The sequence below is a fragment of the Bradyrhizobium sp. 187 genome, assembly GCF_023101005.1.
GTDB lineage: Bacteria > Pseudomonadota > Alphaproteobacteria > Rhizobiales > Xanthobacteraceae > Bradyrhizobium > Bradyrhizobium canariense_D.
This window is the reverse complement of record NZ_CP064693.1, coordinates 3,290,861-3,305,324: the sequence shown is the minus strand read 5'-3', so window position 1 is coordinate 3,305,324 and position 14,464 is coordinate 3,290,861. Positions and strand designations below refer to the sequence as shown.

At 64.3% G+C, this 14,464-nt stretch carries 15 protein-coding genes; 3 read left to right on the top strand and 12 right to left on the bottom strand.

The features are described from left to right. The first annotated feature begins 139 nt into the window (after positions 1–139). A complete protein-coding gene (locus IVB19_RS15650; RefSeq protein WP_018459138.1) occupies positions 140–1,366 on the top strand; it encodes an ABC transporter substrate-binding protein in 1,227 nt (408 codons plus the stop codon). Between the two features lie 121 nt (positions 1,367–1,487). Here IVB19_RS15650 and IVB19_RS15645 read toward each other — a convergent pair whose 3' ends face one another. From IVB19_RS15645 to IVB19_RS15615, 7 genes are all read right to left on the bottom strand, one after another. Then, entirely contained in the window at positions 1,488–2,741 is a 1,254-nt protein-coding gene (locus tag IVB19_RS15645) for a TCR/Tet family MFS transporter (protein ID WP_018459139.1), read from the bottom strand. Next, positions 2,738–4,120 carry a ribosome biogenesis GTPase Der gene (gene der, locus IVB19_RS15640; protein ID WP_018459140.1) on the bottom strand — a complete coding sequence of 461 codons (1,383 nt, stop codon included), beginning with the start codon at positions 4,118–4,120 and terminating at the stop codon, positions 2,738–2,740. The genes IVB19_RS15645 and der overlap by 4 nt, the downstream gene beginning before the upstream one ends. A 49-nt stretch (positions 4,121–4,169) precedes the next feature. Beyond that, entirely contained in the window at positions 4,170–4,718 is a 549-nt protein-coding gene (locus tag IVB19_RS15635; RefSeq protein ID WP_026233742.1) for a hypothetical protein, read from the bottom strand. Positions 4,719–4,744: 26 nt separating this feature from the next. Next, positions 4,745–5,398: a tetratricopeptide repeat protein gene (locus tag IVB19_RS15630; protein WP_018459142.1), complete on the bottom strand. Its 654-nt coding sequence runs from the start codon at positions 5,396–5,398 to the stop codon at positions 4,745–4,747. Positions 5,399–5,565: 167 nt separating this feature from the next. Next, the gene (locus tag IVB19_RS15625) at positions 5,566–7,158 is read right to left on the bottom strand and encodes a class I adenylate-forming enzyme family protein (RefSeq protein ID WP_247297483.1); all 1,593 of its coding nucleotides are present in this window, start codon (positions 7,156–7,158) and stop codon (positions 5,566–5,568) included. 72 nt (positions 7,159–7,230) lie between these two features. Next, positions 7,231–7,815 carry an NnrU family protein gene (locus tag IVB19_RS15620; RefSeq protein WP_026233743.1) on the bottom strand — a complete coding sequence of 195 codons (585 nt, stop codon included), beginning with the start codon at positions 7,813–7,815 and terminating at the stop codon, positions 7,231–7,233. A 71-nt stretch (positions 7,816–7,886) separates the two neighbouring features. Beyond that, the gene (locus tag IVB19_RS15615) at positions 7,887–8,465 is read right to left on the bottom strand and encodes a UCP034077 family protein (protein WP_026233744.1); all 579 of its coding nucleotides are present in this window, start codon (positions 8,463–8,465) and stop codon (positions 7,887–7,889) included. On the opposite strand from IVB19_RS15615, the gene IVB19_RS15610 reads away from it, so the two are divergent. After that, the gene (locus IVB19_RS15610) at positions 8,452–8,673 is read left to right on the top strand and encodes a hypothetical protein (protein ID WP_157643098.1); all 222 of its coding nucleotides are present in this window, start codon (positions 8,452–8,454) and stop codon (positions 8,671–8,673) included. The genes IVB19_RS15615 and IVB19_RS15610 overlap by 14 nt on opposite strands. A gap of 20 nt (positions 8,674–8,693) precedes the next feature. Here the strand turns inward: IVB19_RS15610 and IVB19_RS15605 are convergent, their stop codons facing one another. Continuing rightward, positions 8,694–10,313, bottom strand: coding sequence for a peptide chain release factor 3 (locus IVB19_RS15605; RefSeq protein WP_247409759.1), 1,620 nt, complete (start codon positions 10,311–10,313; stop codon positions 8,694–8,696). A gap of 163 nt (positions 10,314–10,476) precedes the next feature. On the opposite strand from IVB19_RS15605, the gene sugE reads away from it, so the two are divergent. Next, positions 10,477–10,791 carry a quaternary ammonium compound efflux SMR transporter SugE gene (sugE, locus tag IVB19_RS15600; protein ID WP_085395961.1) on the top strand — a complete coding sequence of 105 codons (315 nt, stop codon included), beginning with the start codon at positions 10,477–10,479 and terminating at the stop codon, positions 10,789–10,791. Here the strand turns inward: sugE and IVB19_RS15595 are convergent. The 4 genes from IVB19_RS15595 to IVB19_RS15580 form a co-directional block, all read right to left on the bottom strand. Beyond that, entirely contained in the window at positions 10,784–11,791 is a 1,008-nt protein-coding gene (locus IVB19_RS15595; protein ID WP_085395960.1) for an inorganic phosphate transporter, read from the bottom strand. The two genes, sugE and IVB19_RS15595, sit on opposite strands and share 8 nt — an antisense overlap. A gap of 15 nt (positions 11,792–11,806) precedes the next feature. Beyond that, entirely contained in the window at positions 11,807–12,451 is a 645-nt protein-coding gene (locus IVB19_RS15590; protein ID WP_018459150.1) for a DUF47 domain-containing protein, read from the bottom strand. A gap of 158 nt (positions 12,452–12,609) precedes the next feature. Then, entirely contained in the window at positions 12,610–13,578 is a 969-nt protein-coding gene (locus tag IVB19_RS15585; protein WP_007592084.1) for a branched-chain amino acid ABC transporter permease, read from the bottom strand. 1 nt (position 13,579) lies between these two features. Further along, positions 13,580–14,443 (bottom strand): branched-chain amino acid ABC transporter permease, encoded by an 864-nt coding sequence (locus tag IVB19_RS15580; RefSeq protein WP_018459151.1) that lies wholly within the window; start codon positions 14,441–14,443, stop codon positions 13,580–13,582. Between the last annotated feature and the right edge of the window lie 21 nt (positions 14,444–14,464).

Here is a 14,464-nt window from a genome sequence, read left to right as displayed (position 1 = left end):
CGAGGGAGGACGCTGCGACGCAGCGTCATCCGGCTTTAGGCGCATTGCCGCCGGCCGTGGGACACGGTAGAGCCATCAGCCGGAACAAGGCTCCGTTTAAGAGAGCCGTCCGCATGTTTGACAATGGAGGAAACCTTTTATGACGACGACGTTCGCGCGCCGCTCCGCGGCCCTTCTGGCCTGTGCCGCCTTCGGTTTTGCCACATCCGCCTTCGCTCAAGACAAGACCGTCAAGATCGGCGTGCTCAACGACATGTCGAGCCTCTATGCCGACATCGGCGGCCCGAACTCCGTGGTCGCAATCAAGATGGCCGTTGAGGATTCCGGCCTGCTCAAGAAGGGCTGGAAGATCGACGTCATCAGCGGCGACCATCAGAACAAGCCGGACGTCGGCGTCAACATTGCCCGGCAATGGATCGACAACGACAAGGTCGATGCGATCGCCGACACGCCGAATTCCGGTGTCGCCCTGGCGGTCAGCAACCTGGTCAAGGAAAAGAACTCGGTGCTGCTCAATTCCGGCGCGGCCTCCGCCGACCTGACCGGCAAGGCCTGCACGCCGAACACGGTCTCCTATACCTACGACACCTACATGTTGGCCAACGGCACCGGCAAGGCGCTGACCAAGGCCGGCGGCGACAGCTGGTTTTTCCTGACCGCAGATTATGCCTTCGGCCATGCGCTCGAACGCGACACCACCGCGGTCGTGACTGCGAACGGCGGCAAGGTGCTCGGCAGCGTCAAGCATCCGATCAATACCGCGGACTTCTCGTCCTTCCTGCTGCAGGCGCAATCGTCCAAGGCCAAGGTGGTGGGCCTTGCCAATGCCGGCGGCGACACCACGAACTCGATCAAGCAGGCCGCCGAGTTCGGCATTGTGCAGGGCGGGCAGAAGCTCGCGGCGCTGCTGCTGTTCATCAACGACGTGCATTCGCTGGGTCTGAAGACCGCCCAGGGCCTGACCTTCACGGAATCCTTCTACTGGGACATGAACGAGCAGACCCGCGCCTGGTCGAAGCGATTCTCGGCGCTGGCCAACAAGAATGCGATGCCCTCCATGACGCAGGCCGGCAATTACGCGATGGTGCTGCATTATCTCAAGGCGATGGACGCGCTCGGCAGCAATCCGCATGACGGCGCCAAGGTCGTCGCCAAGATGAAGGAGCTTCCGACCGACGATCCGCTGTTCGGCAAGGGTCCGCTGCGCGAGGATGGGCGTCGTCTCATCCCGGCCTATCTGTTCGAGGTGAAGAAGCCCGACGAATCGAAGGGACCGTGGGATTACTACAAGCAGATCGCCACGATCGCGGCGGAAGACGCGGCCAAGCCGCTCAAGGACAGCGAGTGCCCGCTGGTGAAGAAGTAAGGGCGTAGCAATTGCGCAACTGCCTCCACGACGTCATGCCCGGGCTTGTCCCGGACATCTACGTTCTGGACCGGACGAAGAACGTGGATGGCCGGGACAAGCCCGGCCATGACGGCCCTCTTCAAGGCCCCTTGGCGACAGCCAGCGCCCGCACCGCGATCGCCGCGCACGCCACCATCAGCACCGCCGCGAGCAGGAACGGCGCGCCGGGCAGCTGCCACGGCGCGCTGGCGCCGATGAAATATGAAAACGTCAGCGTGAACAGGAACGGGCCGACGAGCTGCGACACGCTCTGCACGCTCGCGGTCGCGCCCTGCAACTGGCCCTGCTGATCCGGCGCGACCAGCCGCGTCATCAGCGATTGCATGGCGGCGCCCGAAATGCCCCACAGCGACATCACGGGAATGCCGATCCAGAACAGCGGCCCGGTCGGCGCCGCGCCGAAGATCACGAAGCCAATCGCGCCACAGCACAGGCCGAGCAACAAGGCGTTCCGCTCGCCGAGCACACGCACGATCGGGCCGATCGCGAGCCCCTGCACCACCATCGCGCAGATGCCGACCATCGCCAGCGTCAGCCCCACGGTTTTCGAATCCCAGCCGTAGCGATAAGTGGCGTAGAGCACGAAGGTCGAGGGCAACACGACATGCGCGACCTGCGCGATGAAATTGACGACGGACAGCGCGGCGAGCACCGCGTTGGAACGCAGCAGGCGGAGCGCTCCGAGCGGATTGGCGCTCCTCCAGCGGAACGGCGCGCGCTTGTCCGGCGCCAACGATTCCGGCAGGACGAAGAGCCCATAGAGCGCATTGGCGAAGCTCAAGGCCGCCGAGGCCCAGAACGGCAGGCGCGGATCGATATCGCCGAGCAGGCCGCCCAGCGCCGGGCCCAGCACGAAGCCGGCGCCGAATGCAGCGCCAATCCTGCCGAACACCGCTGCGCGCCGCTCCGGCGGCGTGATGTCGGCGATATAGGCAAAGGCGGTCGAGATGCTGGCCGAGGTGATGCCCGAGATGACGCGGCCGACGAACAGCCAGACCAGCGACGGCGCCAGCGCCATCAGCACATAGTCTGCCGCGAGCCCGAAATTCGACAGCAGCACCACCGGCCGCCGCCCGAAGCGGTCCGACAGCGCGCCGAGCACCGGCGAGAATACGAACTGCATCAGCGCCCAGGCGGTGCCGAACAGGCCGAAGATGCGGGCCGCATGGGCCGTGTCGTTGTCGACGAAGCTCTCGATCAGTTTTGGCAGGATCGGCATGATCACGCCGAGCGCGAGCATGTCGAGCAGGATGGTGACGAAGATGAAGGCGACCGCACCGCGCCGGACTGGCGCTGCGCCCTGCGCCATCGCCTCGCCGGCGTCGTTGCTCACGACGGCCGCTTGCGCTTGTGGGCGAACGGATTGGCCTTCTCGCGCAAGGTGATGCGCACCGGCGTGCCCGGCAGCTCGAAGGCCTCACGCAGCGAATTGGTGAGATATCGCAGATACGACTGCGGTACCGCGTCCGCACGCGAGCAGAACAACACGAAGCTTGGCGGGCGGGCCTTGGTCTGCGTGATGTAGTTCAGCTTGAGTCGTCGTCCGGACACGGCCGGCGGCGGATTGGCTTGGACCGCCTCCTCGAACCAGCGGTTCAGCGCCGCGGTCGACACACGCCTGTTCCAAAGCGCATAGGCATCCTGGATCGCCTGCATCAATCGATCGATGCCCTCGCCCATCAAGCCGGAGACGGCGACGATCGGCACGCCCTTGATCTGCGGCAGCAAGTGATCGGCATCGCGGCGCAGGTTCGAGATCGCGCCGCCGCCCTTGCTTTCCATCAGGTCCCATTTGTTGACGGCGAGCACGACGGCCCGACCCTCGCGCTCGATCAGGTCGGCAATGCGAAGATCCTGCTCCTCGAAGCGGTTCTGCGCATCCATCATCATCACGACGACTTCGGCAAAGCGCACCGCGCGCAGTGCGTCGGCGACCGAGAGCTTCTCGAGCTTCTCCTCGATCCGCGAGCGCCGGCGCAGACCTGCGGTGTCGAACACCCGAAACTCGCGCCCCTTCCAGTTGATCTCGACCGCGATGGAATCGCGCGTGGTACCCGCCTCCGGGCTCGTCAGCAGGCGCTCCTCGCCGAGCAGATGATTGATCATCGTCGACTTGCCGGCGTTGGGCCGGCCGACGATCGCGACCCGGATCGGACGCGTGGCCGCCTCTTCCTCCGTCAGCGGCTCGTCGTCCTCGACCTCATCCTCCTCGACGGGCTCCGGCATCAGCTCTCTCAAGGCGTCATAGAGCTCACCCAGGCCCTCGCCATGCTCGGCCGAGATCTGGATGGGATCGCCGAGGCCGAGCGCGAAAGCCTCCATCGCGCCGGCATCGCCGTGCTTGCCTTCGCTCTTGTTCGCGACGAGCATCACCGGCTTGTTGGCCTTGCGGGCGAAATCGGCGAAGGCGCGATCGTTGGGCGTGAGGCCCATGCGGGCATCAATCACGAAGAACAGCGCGTCGGCCTGTGCGATCGCGGCCTCCGTCTGCTCCTGCATGCGGGCGGTCAGCGAGCCCTTGGCACCCTCATCGAGGCCGGCGGTGTCGATGATCGTGAAGTCGAGATCGCCGAGCCTGGCCTCGCCCTCGCGGCGGTCGCGGGTGACGCCGGGGAGGTCATCGACAAGCGCGAGCTTCTGCCCGACCAGACGGTTGAACAGCGTCGACTTGCCGACATTGGGTCGGCCGATAATGGCAATCTTAAAGGACATGGGTCATTCGTGCGCTGCCGGAGCCGCGCCTGTCAATGAAATGAAAAAATCAGCGCGAGAAGCTGCCGCTCGGCATGGGCGCCGGGAAGGCGCCCTGCGTTTGCTGCTGGGTGGTCTGGGTCGGTTGCGCCTGCTGGACGGATTGATCGGGCGGCGGCGCGGTGGTGCGCTTGCGCACGATCTTCTGCCTGGGCGGCGGCGTGGCCGCGGGCGGCGCGGCCTCGGGCTGGGCCTCGCCGTCGACTTCGCCGGCGGGCGCCTCAGCCGGCGCGACGGCTGCGGTGGCCGGCTGCCTGGTCTTTTTCGCCTTGGCACCCTTCGCCGGCTTCGGCTCGGGCGCAGGCTCGGTGGGCAGAGCCGCAACGGCGGGTCCGTTCGGATCGGGCTGTTGCTGGGCGCCCTTGTACATATCCTTCGGAACGCCTTGCTCGAGGCCGGGCACGCCTTCCGGGAACACCGGCTTGCGGTCGCCCGGCAGCTTCTTCTTGGTGTCGAGGAAGTCGAGCATGTCGCTCGGATCGAAGCTGGAGCAACCGCCCAGCACGCCCGTGAAGGCGATCAGGACGGCGGTTGCGATCAAGCGTGGCGTGCGGCGCATGTCGGTATCTCGTCTCAGCTCTCGGCTCAGCTCTTCGCTACGGGCGGCAGCAGGGCCTGCAGCGCCTCGGCGCGTGAGCGCAGGCCGGGCGGCGTTTCGCCGTCCTCGGCAATCGCGTCGAGCCATTTGCGGGCCGCAGTCACATCGTTGTTGCGCCAGGCCGACAGCGCCAGCATCTCGCGGGCGGTGTGACGGAAGGTCGATTTGGGTGCGGTCGAGGCTTCCAGCCGCTGCTGCATGTCCGCATAGCCGGCGCTGTCGAGCAGGAGACCGGCGGCGCGGATCTTTGCCAGATCCTGCCACTCGCCGCCTACACTGCGGTCGGCGGCGATGTCGTCATACAGCTTGGCGCCTGCCTTGGGATCGCGGGCCGCCGCCTCGGCCGCAGCACGCAGCCGCGCCAGGGTGCGATAGCCCGATGGAGCCTTGGCAGCGAGCTCGGTGAAGGCCGCCTCGGCCTCCGCATGCTTGTCCTGCTCGGACAGCTCAGCGGCCTTCTCGAAGGCAGCACCGGCCTCGGCAGCCTTCTTGGCTTCAAGATATTGGTAACCGCGCCAGCCACCCACGGCGGCGACGATCAGCACCATCAGTGCGATAAAGACGATCGAATATTTATCCCACAGCTTCTTGAGCTGTTCGCGACGTACTTCCTCGTCGACTTCGTCAAATAATTCAGACACTTATGCTAATCCCATGCCCGTCCGGGTGCGCGCGCCAAAGCGTTCGCGTCAGGAATCCCGTCCCCACGTGGCGGCGGGGTACCCTAACGATATGGCGGTGGCAAGGCAAAGCGAGCCCGATCAAGGTGTTAACCACCCGGGACAGCCCGAGAGACCGCCTCCCCGGGTCAATTTCCCAACAGCTCCCGCAGCTGTCGCTTCAGCACCTTGCCATTGGCATTGCGCGGCAGCGGCTCCGCGGTGATCACCATGGTCTCCGGGACCTTGTAGTCGGACAGCCGTTCCGCGCACCAGGCGCGCAAGGCCTCGCTGTCCACCGGCGCACGCGCCACCACCACGGCGTGGACGCGTTCGCCCAGCACCGGACAGGCCTTGGCGACGATCGCGCTCTCGACCACGGCGGGATGGCCGGCCAGCACCGATTCGACCTCGGCCGAATAGATCTTGAGGCCACCCCGATTGATCATGTCCTTCTGCCGGTCGAACACCCGGACAAATCCCTCCGCATCGACCGAGCCGAGATCGCCGGAATGCCAGAACCCGCTGGTGAAGCTTTCGGCCGTGGCTTTCGGATTGTTCCAATAGCCCTTGATGACGGAGGCACTCTGGATCCAGAGCTCGCCGATTTCCCCAGGCGGCAGCTCACGCCCGTCCGCGTCCATCGCCAGGATGCGTGCACCCGGACACGGCAGTCCGACGCTGTCGATATGGCTTTCCGTCAACTCGCCCGGCATGATCGTGGACGGCGACGTGGTCTCGGTCGCACCGTAGCAATTCGCCAGCGCGAGGCCGGGAATGATCGCCTTGAGCTTCTCGATGGTGGCAACCGGCATCGGTGCGCCGCCAAAGCCGCCGATGCGCCAGCTCGACAGATCGTAGCTCTCGATATCGGGCTGGAGCAGGCACAGATTGTACATCGCCGGCACCATCACCGTGTAGGTGACGCGCTCGCGCGCGGCGAGCTTGAGATATTCGCCGGCTTTGAACTCCGGCATGATGATCAACGCGCCACCGCAGCAGATCATCGTCGTGATGTTGGCGACCACGCCGGTGACATGGCCGAGCGGCACTGCCGCGATCGAACGGTCGGCCGCCGTCAATTGCAGGCAGGACATGAAGATCATCGAGGAATGGACGATGTTGCAATGGGCCAGCATCGCGCCCTTCGGCTTGCCTGTCGTGCCCGAGGTGTAGAGGATCATCGCGGTGTCCTCCTCGCTCGTCTCGACCGGCGCCGCGGCCGGGGCGTTGTCGACGAGCACCGCGAAATCCGACAGAGCCGGATCGTGGTCGATGGCGATGCGGTCGATCACATCGGGCACGTCCAGTGCGTCCGGCAGCCGCTCCGCAAGTGCCGCCTCGTGGATCAGGATCTTGGCGCCGCAGTCGGCGAGCACATAGGCGATTTCCGGCTTCTGCTGCCGCGTGCTGAGCAGCACCGTGACAAGCCCCTCATGCGCGGCAGCAAACAGCAGCAGCGGGAATTCGACGCGGTTGCCGAGCAGGATCGCGACACGATCGCCGCGCTGCAATCCGAGCTTGCGAAATCCCGCCGCGATCCGCGCAGCCTGCTCGACGGCCTGCCGCCAGCTCAGCCGGACACCGCCTGAGATCAGCGCTTCGCCGTCGGGATTGCGGGCGCAGGCGTCCGCAATCATCGCCCACAGGCTCGACGGCCGATCGCAAAATGCCGGTACCACCCGATCGCCGAAGCGCGCCTCGAACCGCATTGGCGGGATCTGAGAATGCGGCCAGTCCATCGGATTGCCCTTGGCTTGTTACTTTCGTTATCTTCCGCGCACGGGCATGCGGTCCTGTCTTGTGCTGATCGGCTAGCCGCCCATCACGGGAACGCCGATGACGACGGGATGGAACGCAAAAGCCAGCGCCAGATAAGCGACGATTCCAACCACGACCGCGATCAGATCGTTGGTGACGCCGCCGACCGGAATCGGCGGACCGCCGCCATCGGTGCGACGCTTCAGCGTGATGCGGTCATACACCGCCCAGCCCAGAAAGGACCCGAACAGGATGATGGAGCCGAGATCGCCATTGGCCAGAAGATGCGCCGCCGCCCACAGCTTGATGCCGGCCAGCATCGGATGCTTCAGTGTCGCGTAAATGCGGCCGCGCAGATAGGACGCAACCACCAGGATGACCGCGGGCAGCATCAGTGCGAGCGTGATGTGCTTCAGCGCCTTCGGCGGATACCAGACGTCGATCCAGCCGGTCGCGCGATAATGCGCGAAGCCCCAGATGATCAGTGCGAGCCCCGCAAGCGAGGCAAGCGAATAGAGGATCTTGTAGGTCCCCTCGCCCACTCTCGCGATGGCCTGCGCGCGTGCATCGCGTTTCGTCGTGAACACATGCGCCGCAAAAAACAGCGCAAGCCCCAGGATCATAACCAGCAGACCCACGAGATTCTCCCCTCAACCAGCGCCCCAGCCCATGGCGTATCATCGATTGGCCGCGGGTCGCAACTGATGCGCTACTTGCCGATCTCGCGATTGTCGACATACCGGATCGCGATCGGCCGCCCGGCGATGGCACCGCCAAGGCCGCCGGTGAATTTCAGCGGCAGGCAGGCGTTCAACGATGAATTGATCGCATTGAGGTAGGAGGTTCTCGTCTCGGCGGGGACGCCTGCGGTCGCATAGGTCAGGCGCGGCGGGCCGATCAGGCCGCCCGATTTGTTGAAGCTGAAACGCACGGCGATCTGCATGCCCGCGCGCGCATTGTCCGATGGCGGTGACCAGCAGGTGCGCAGCTCGGCGAAGAGATCGCCGATCGTATCGAGATCGTGATCGGGCTTCTGATATTTGGCGCGATCGGCGTCCGCTGGCACGCTTTGGATCGTGAGCTGGAGGTTCTGCCCATAGGGATAGTCGATCTCGGGAATACAGGGACCAGGCTCAAGCGGGCTGCAATAGGACGGCGTGCAGGGCCGGCCGTCGAGCACACTGCATGGCTCGTGCGAAAACGGAATTGGGTTGATCTGTCGCGGCCGCGCGTCGGCGGCAACGATCGAGATCGCCAGCAGGAGAAAAACAAGGATGCCGCGCCACATCATGCGATCTCACAATACCGCAAGAGTAAAACGTGGCATTACCTCCGACAACGTCAAGATCGCCGGCGTTCACGTGCTCGCGTTCAACCTCGGTGTCGTCGCCCGGCTTGACCGGGCGACCCAGTACTCCGGGACGTCTGTGATTGAGCCGGGAAGCCGCGGCGTACTGGATGCCCCGGTCAAGCCGGGGCATGACAGCGGAGGGTGAGGAGCGGACGGAGCTACGCCCTAGCCCTTCTTCTTGACGTCCTTGACGTTGGTGAACTCGATGCCCTCGGCACGTTCCCTTGTGTAGCCGAGATAGAACTCGTTCCGCGCCAGATAGACGGGATCCCCGTCGACATCGTCGGCGATGCTGGAGGTGTTGGCAGCGATGAAGGTATCGAGCTTCTTGCGGTCGTCCGAAGAGACCCAGCGCGCGAGCTGGAACTCGCTGACCTCGAATTCGACTGGGAGGGAATATTCCGCATCCAGCCGGGCCTTCAGCACGTCGAGCTGGAGTGCGCCAACGACGCCAACCAACGCCGGTGCGCCGTCGCGCGGGCGGAATACCTGCACCACGCCCTCTTCCGACATCTGCTGAAGCGCTTCCTTCAGCTTCTTCGCTTTCATGGTATCGGTGAGACGCACGCGGCGGACGATTTCCGGCGCAAAGCTCGGCACGCCCACGAAGTTGAAATCCTCACCGTCGGTCAGCGTGTCGCCGATGCGCAGCGTGCCGTGATTGGGAATGCCGACGACGTCGCCGGCATAAGCCTCGTCCGCAACCGAACGGTCCTGCGCGAAGAAGAATTGCGGGCTGGACAGCGGCATGCTCTTGCCGGTGCGCACGAGCTTCGCCTTCATGCCGCGGCTCAGCTTGCCGGAGCAGAGGCGGGCGAAAGCGATGCGGTCGCGGTGGTTGGGATCCATGTTGGCCTGGATCTTGAACACGAAGGCGCTCATGCGCGGGTCGGTGGCTTCGACCTTGCGCTGGTCGCTCTCCTGCGCGCGCGGCTCGGGCGCGAACTTGCCGAGTCCTTGCAGCAGGTCACCGACGCCGAAATTGCGCAGCGCGCTGCCGAAATAAACCGGCGTCAGATGGCCCTCGCGAAACGCTTCGAGCTCGAACGGTTTTGAAGCCGCGGTGACGAGCTCGAGCTCGTCCTTGACCGCCGACACGTCGAGATTGGCATTGAGCTTGGCGAGCTCGGCGATCTCGATCTGCTGCGCCGCGCCGGTCTTGGCGCCACCGCCTTCGAGCAGGCGCACGCCGCCATTGACGACGTCATAGGTGCCGAGGAACTCGCGGCCGCGGCCGACAGGCCAGGTCATCGGCGTGGTATCGAGCGCCAGCGTCTTCTCGATCTCGTCGAGGAGCTCGAAGACGTCGCGGCTCTCGCGGTCCATCTTGTTGATGAAGGTGATGATCGGGATATCCCGAAGACGACATACCTCGAACAGCTTTCGGGTGCGCGCCTCGATGCCCTTGGCGGCGTCGATCACCATGACGGCGGAATCGACCGCCGTAAGCGTGCGATAGGTGTCTTCCGAAAAGTCCTCGTGGCCCGGTGTGTCCAGCAGGTTGAACACGAGGCCCTCGAACTCGAAAGTCATGACCGATGTCACGACCGAGATGCCGCGCTCGCGCTCGATCTTCATCCAGTCCGAACGCGTGTTGCGCCGCTCGCCCTTGGCCTTGACCTGGCCGGCCAGATTGATGGCGCCACCGAACAGCAGCAGCTTTTCGGTCAGCGTGGTCTTGCCGGCGTCCGGATGCGAGATGATGGCAAAGGTACGCCGCCGCGACACTTCAGCGGCAAGCGAGGAACGGGCCGTCGATTCGGCTGTGGTGGCGATGTCGGACATTGCGGCAGCGTTTGGCAGGGAAAATGAGCCTGATCAAGCCTGATCTGGTGATTGCGGAGGCTTCCGGCCAGCCCCATATCGGGCTTGGGTTGGGAGGGACGGCCTTCCCTTGCTATCAGCACACCAGTCGCGGGGACGACCCTGCCTTGAATGGAGGGTCGTCATGGCCTGGAGCATCCTGTTCGTCGCCGGTCTGCTGGAGATCTCCTGGGCGATCGGCCTCAAATATACCGAGGGGTTCACCAGGCTCGTTCCGTCAATCCTCACGCTCGGCGCCATGGCCGGCAGCATCATCCTGCTCGGGCTCGCTCTCAAATCGCTGCCGATTGGAACCGCTTATGCGGTCTGGACCGGCATCGGTGCGGTCGGCACCGCGACGCTCGGCATCATCCTGTTCGGCGAGCCGGCCACCGCGTTCCGCCTCGCCAGCATCGGGCTGATCGTCGCCGGCATTGTCGGACTGAAGCTGGTTACCTGACGAAGATCTTGACCGCCCACCAGCTCAGTGCGGCGACGATGGCCGAGGCCGGCATCGTGATCACCCAGGCATAGACGATCGAGCTGGCGACGTTCCAGCGCACCGCCGAGAGGCGGCGGGCCGCGCCGACGCCGACGATGGCGCCGGTGATGGTGTGGGTGGTCGAGACCGGAACACCGAGAAAGGTCGCCATGAACAGGGTCGCGGCACCGCCGGTCTCGGCGCAAAAGCCCTGCATCGGGGTCAGCTTGGTGATGCGCAGGCCCATGGTGCGGACGATGCGCCAGCCGCCCATCAGCGTCCCCATCGCCATCGCGGCCTGGCACGAGAGCACCACCCAGAAGGGTACGAAGAATTCGCCGCCGAGCTGGCCCTGCGAATAGAGCAGCACGGCGATGATGCCCATGGTCTTCTGAGCGTCGTTACCACCATGGCCGAGCGAATAGAGCGAGGCGGAGGCGAATTGCAGGATGCGGAAGGCGCGATCCACGGCAAAGGGCGTGGAGCGCACCGAGGCCCAGGAGACGATCGCGACCAGCACCATCGCGAGCAGGAAGCCGACCAGCGGAGACAGCACGATGGCGATCACCGTCTTGGACAACCCGCTCCAGACCGCCGCTGAAAGGCCGGCTTTGGCCACGCCGGCACCAAACAAGCCGCCGATCAATGCATGAGACGAGGACGATGGGATGCCGAGCGCCCATGTCACCAGGTTCCAGACGATGGCGCCGACCAGCGCGGCGAAGATCACCTGAGCATCCACGATCGCGGGATCGATGATGCCGGTGCCGATAGTCTGGGCAACGTGCAGCCCGAACACCATGAAGGCGACGAAGTTGAAGAACGCGGCCCAGAACACCGCGTATTGCGGCCGCAGCACGCGGGTCGAGACGATGGTCGCGATCGAATTGGCGGCGTCGTGCAGGCCGTTCAGGAAGTCGAACAGCAGCGCGACGGCGATCAATCCGACCAGGACGGGAAGACCCAGCGCAACATCCACGGCGTGGCCCCTGCCCTAAACTTGCTCGATGACGATGCTGTTGATCTCGTTCGCGACGTCGTCGAAGCGGTCGGCGACTTTCTCGAGATGGTCGTAGATCTCTGCGCCGACGATGAAGTCCATCGCGTTGCCGCCGCGATGCTTGAGGAACAGTTCCTTCAGCCCGATATCATGGAGATCGTCGACGCGGCCTTCCAGCTTGCCAAGCTCTTCCGTGATCGCGGTCAGCATGGCCACGTTCTGACCGATCTTCTGCATCAGCGGCAGCGCGCGGCCGACCAGATTGGCGCATTCGATCAGAAGCCCGCCGATCTCCCGCATCGGCGGCTCGAAGCTGCGGACCTCGAACAGCATCACGGCCTTGGCGGTCTGCTGCATCTGGTCGATGGCGTCGTCCATCGAGGTGATCAGGTTCTTGATGTCGCCGCGGTCGAACGGGGTGATGAAGGTGCGGCGCACCGCGGTCAGCACCTCACGGGTGATGTTGTCGGCATCGTTCTCGAACTGGTTGACGCGCTGGCAATAGACCGGCGTCTCCTCGCCCCCGTTGAGCATGCTCTGGAGCGCGATCGAGCCCTGGATCACGGTCTGGGCGTGGCGGTCGAACAGGTCGAAGAACCGTTCTTCCTTCGGCAGGAAAGCGCGAAACAATCGCATCATGGGGGAGAGACTACCGGTTGGATGATGGCCTGGCCCAAGCGGGCCGTCATGAAACTGTCATAGACCATTTTCGATCCACGCGCGTGCCACCTCACGCCCGTGGAGCCGGATCATCCACCGCTTTCGCGCGTCAACACATCTTCTATTATATCAATGACTTACAGCGACCGCCGGAAGTAATGCGCGATTTCGCCGATGACGCCACGGCGGAAGGTGAGCACGCAGATCACGAAGATCGAGCCCTGGATCACGGTCACCCATTGGCCGAACCCCGCCAAATATTGCTGCATGGCGATGATCACGAAGGCACCGACCACGGGACCGAAGACGGTTCCGAGTCCGCCGACCAGCGTCATCAGCACGACTTCGCCCGACATCGACCAGTGCACGTCGGTGAGCGAGGCATTCTGCGCCACGAAGACTTTCAGCGCACCGGCAAAGCCGGCCAGCGTGCCCGACAGGACGAAAGCCAGGAACTTGTACTGATCGGTGCGGTAACCCAGCGAGATCGCGCGCGGCTCGTTCTCGCGGATCGCCTTGAGGACTTCGCCGAACGGCGAGTTGATGATGCGGAAGATCAGCAGGAAGCCGGCGAGGAAACCGACCAGCACCACGTAGTAGAGCACGGTGGGCTTGGTCAGATCGAAGACGCCGAACATGCGTCCCTGCGGAATGCCCTGGATGCCGTCTTCGCCATGGGTGAACGGCGCCTGGAGGTAGATGAAGTACAAGAGCTGCGACAGCGCCAGCGTGATCATCGAGAAATAGATGCCCTGGCGGCGGATCGAGATATAGCCCGTGATGAGCGAGAGCACGAAGGCACCGGCGACCCCGACGAGGATGCCGAGTTCCGGCGGCAGCGCCCATACTTTCAGCGCATGCGCGCTGCAATAGCCGGCCGTGCCCAGGAACATCGCATGGCCGAAGGACAGCAAACCGCCGTAGCCGATCAGCAGGTTGAAGGCGCAGGCGAGCAGCGCGAAGCACAGCGCCTGCATCACGAAGAACGGGTAGACCCCCGTGAATGGCACCGAAGCCAGCAGCAGCGCCATCACCACGAACACGATCATCTCGTCGCGGATCGCGCGCGGGGTTACCGGCAGCGTGTCGTCCGTCAAGGCTGTCATATCAGGCCGCCCTTCCCGTCAATCCCGTTGGCTTCACCAAGAGCACCAGCACCATCAGCACGAACACGACGGTGTTGGAGGCCTCGGGGTAGAAATATTTGGTCAGGCCTTCGATCACACCGAGCGCGAAGCCGGTGATGATGGAGCCCATGATCGATCCCATGCCGCCGATCACGACCACCGCGAACACCACGATGATGAGGTCGGCGCCCATCAACGGCCGCACCTGGTTGATCGGCGCCGACAGCACGCCGGCGAGCGCTGCAAGGCCGACACCGAGGCCGTAGGTCAGCGTGATCATGCGCGGCACGTTGACGCCGAAGGCGCGCACGAGCGTCGGGTTTTCGGTGGCGGCGCGCAAATAGGCGCCGAGCCGCGTCTTCTCGATCAGGAACCAGGTCGCGATGCAGACCACCAGCGAGAAGATGACGACCCAGCCGCGATAGACCGGCAGGAACATGAAGCCGAGATTCATGCCGCCCTTGAGCTGGTCCGGAATGGCGTAAGGCAGGCCGGAGGAGCCGAAGTAGTTCTGAAACACGCCCTGCACGATCAGCGCAATGCCGAAGGTCAGCAGCAGGCCGTAGAGATGATCCAGCCCGGTCAGCCATTGCAGCATGGTCCGTTCCAGGATCATGCCGAAGATGCCGACGATAACAGGCGCAAGCAGCAACGCCCACCAGTAGTTGATGCCGCCGAGGTTCAGCAGGAAGTAGGCGACGAACGCGCCCATCATGTAGAGCGCGCCATGGGCGAAATTGATGATGTTGAGCATGCCGAAGATCACGGCAAGCCCGAGACTGAGCAGCGCGTAGAACGAGCCGTTGATCAGTCCTACCAGTAGCTGAGCGTAAAGAGCCTGCATCGATCCCGCACCTGGTCCCTT

Bases quoted from the DNA above. Each gene is read 5' to 3' on its own strand.
- IVB19_RS15590 (WP_018459150.1), bottom strand. From the start codon at position 12,451: ATGATGCGATTGTTTCGCGCTTTCCTGCCGAAGGAAGAACGGTTCTTC.
- IVB19_RS15635 (WP_026233742.1), bottom strand. From the start codon at position 4,718: ATGCGCCGCACGCCACGCTTGATCGCAACCGCCGTCCTGATCGCCTTC.
- IVB19_RS15625 (WP_247297483.1), bottom strand. From the start codon at position 7,158: ATGGACTGGCCGCATTCTCAGATCCCGCCAATGCGGTTCGAGGCGCGC.
- IVB19_RS15580 (WP_018459151.1), bottom strand. From the start codon at position 14,443: ATGCAGGCTCTTTACGCTCAGCTACTGGTAGGACTGATCAACGGCTCG.
- IVB19_RS15605 (WP_247409759.1), bottom strand. From the start codon at position 10,313: ATGTCCGACATCGCCACCACAGCCGAATCGACGGCCCGTTCCTCGCTT.
- der (WP_018459140.1), bottom strand. From the start codon at position 4,120: ATGTCCTTTAAGATTGCCATTATCGGCCGACCCAATGTCGGCAAGTCG.
- IVB19_RS15615 (WP_026233744.1), bottom strand. From the start codon at position 8,465: ATGTGGCGCGGCATCCTTGTTTTTCTCCTGCTGGCGATCTCGATCGTT.
- IVB19_RS15585 (WP_007592084.1), bottom strand. From the start codon at position 13,578: ATGACAGCCTTGACGGACGACACGCTGCCGGTAACCCCGCGCGCGATC.
- IVB19_RS15650 (WP_018459138.1), top strand. From the start codon at position 140: ATGACGACGACGTTCGCGCGCCGCTCCGCGGCCCTTCTGGCCTGTGCC.
- sugE (WP_085395961.1), top strand. From the start codon at position 10,477: ATGGCCTGGAGCATCCTGTTCGTCGCCGGTCTGCTGGAGATCTCCTGG.
- IVB19_RS15610 (WP_157643098.1), top strand. From the start codon at position 8,452: ATGCCGCGCCACATCATGCGATCTCACAATACCGCAAGAGTAAAACGT.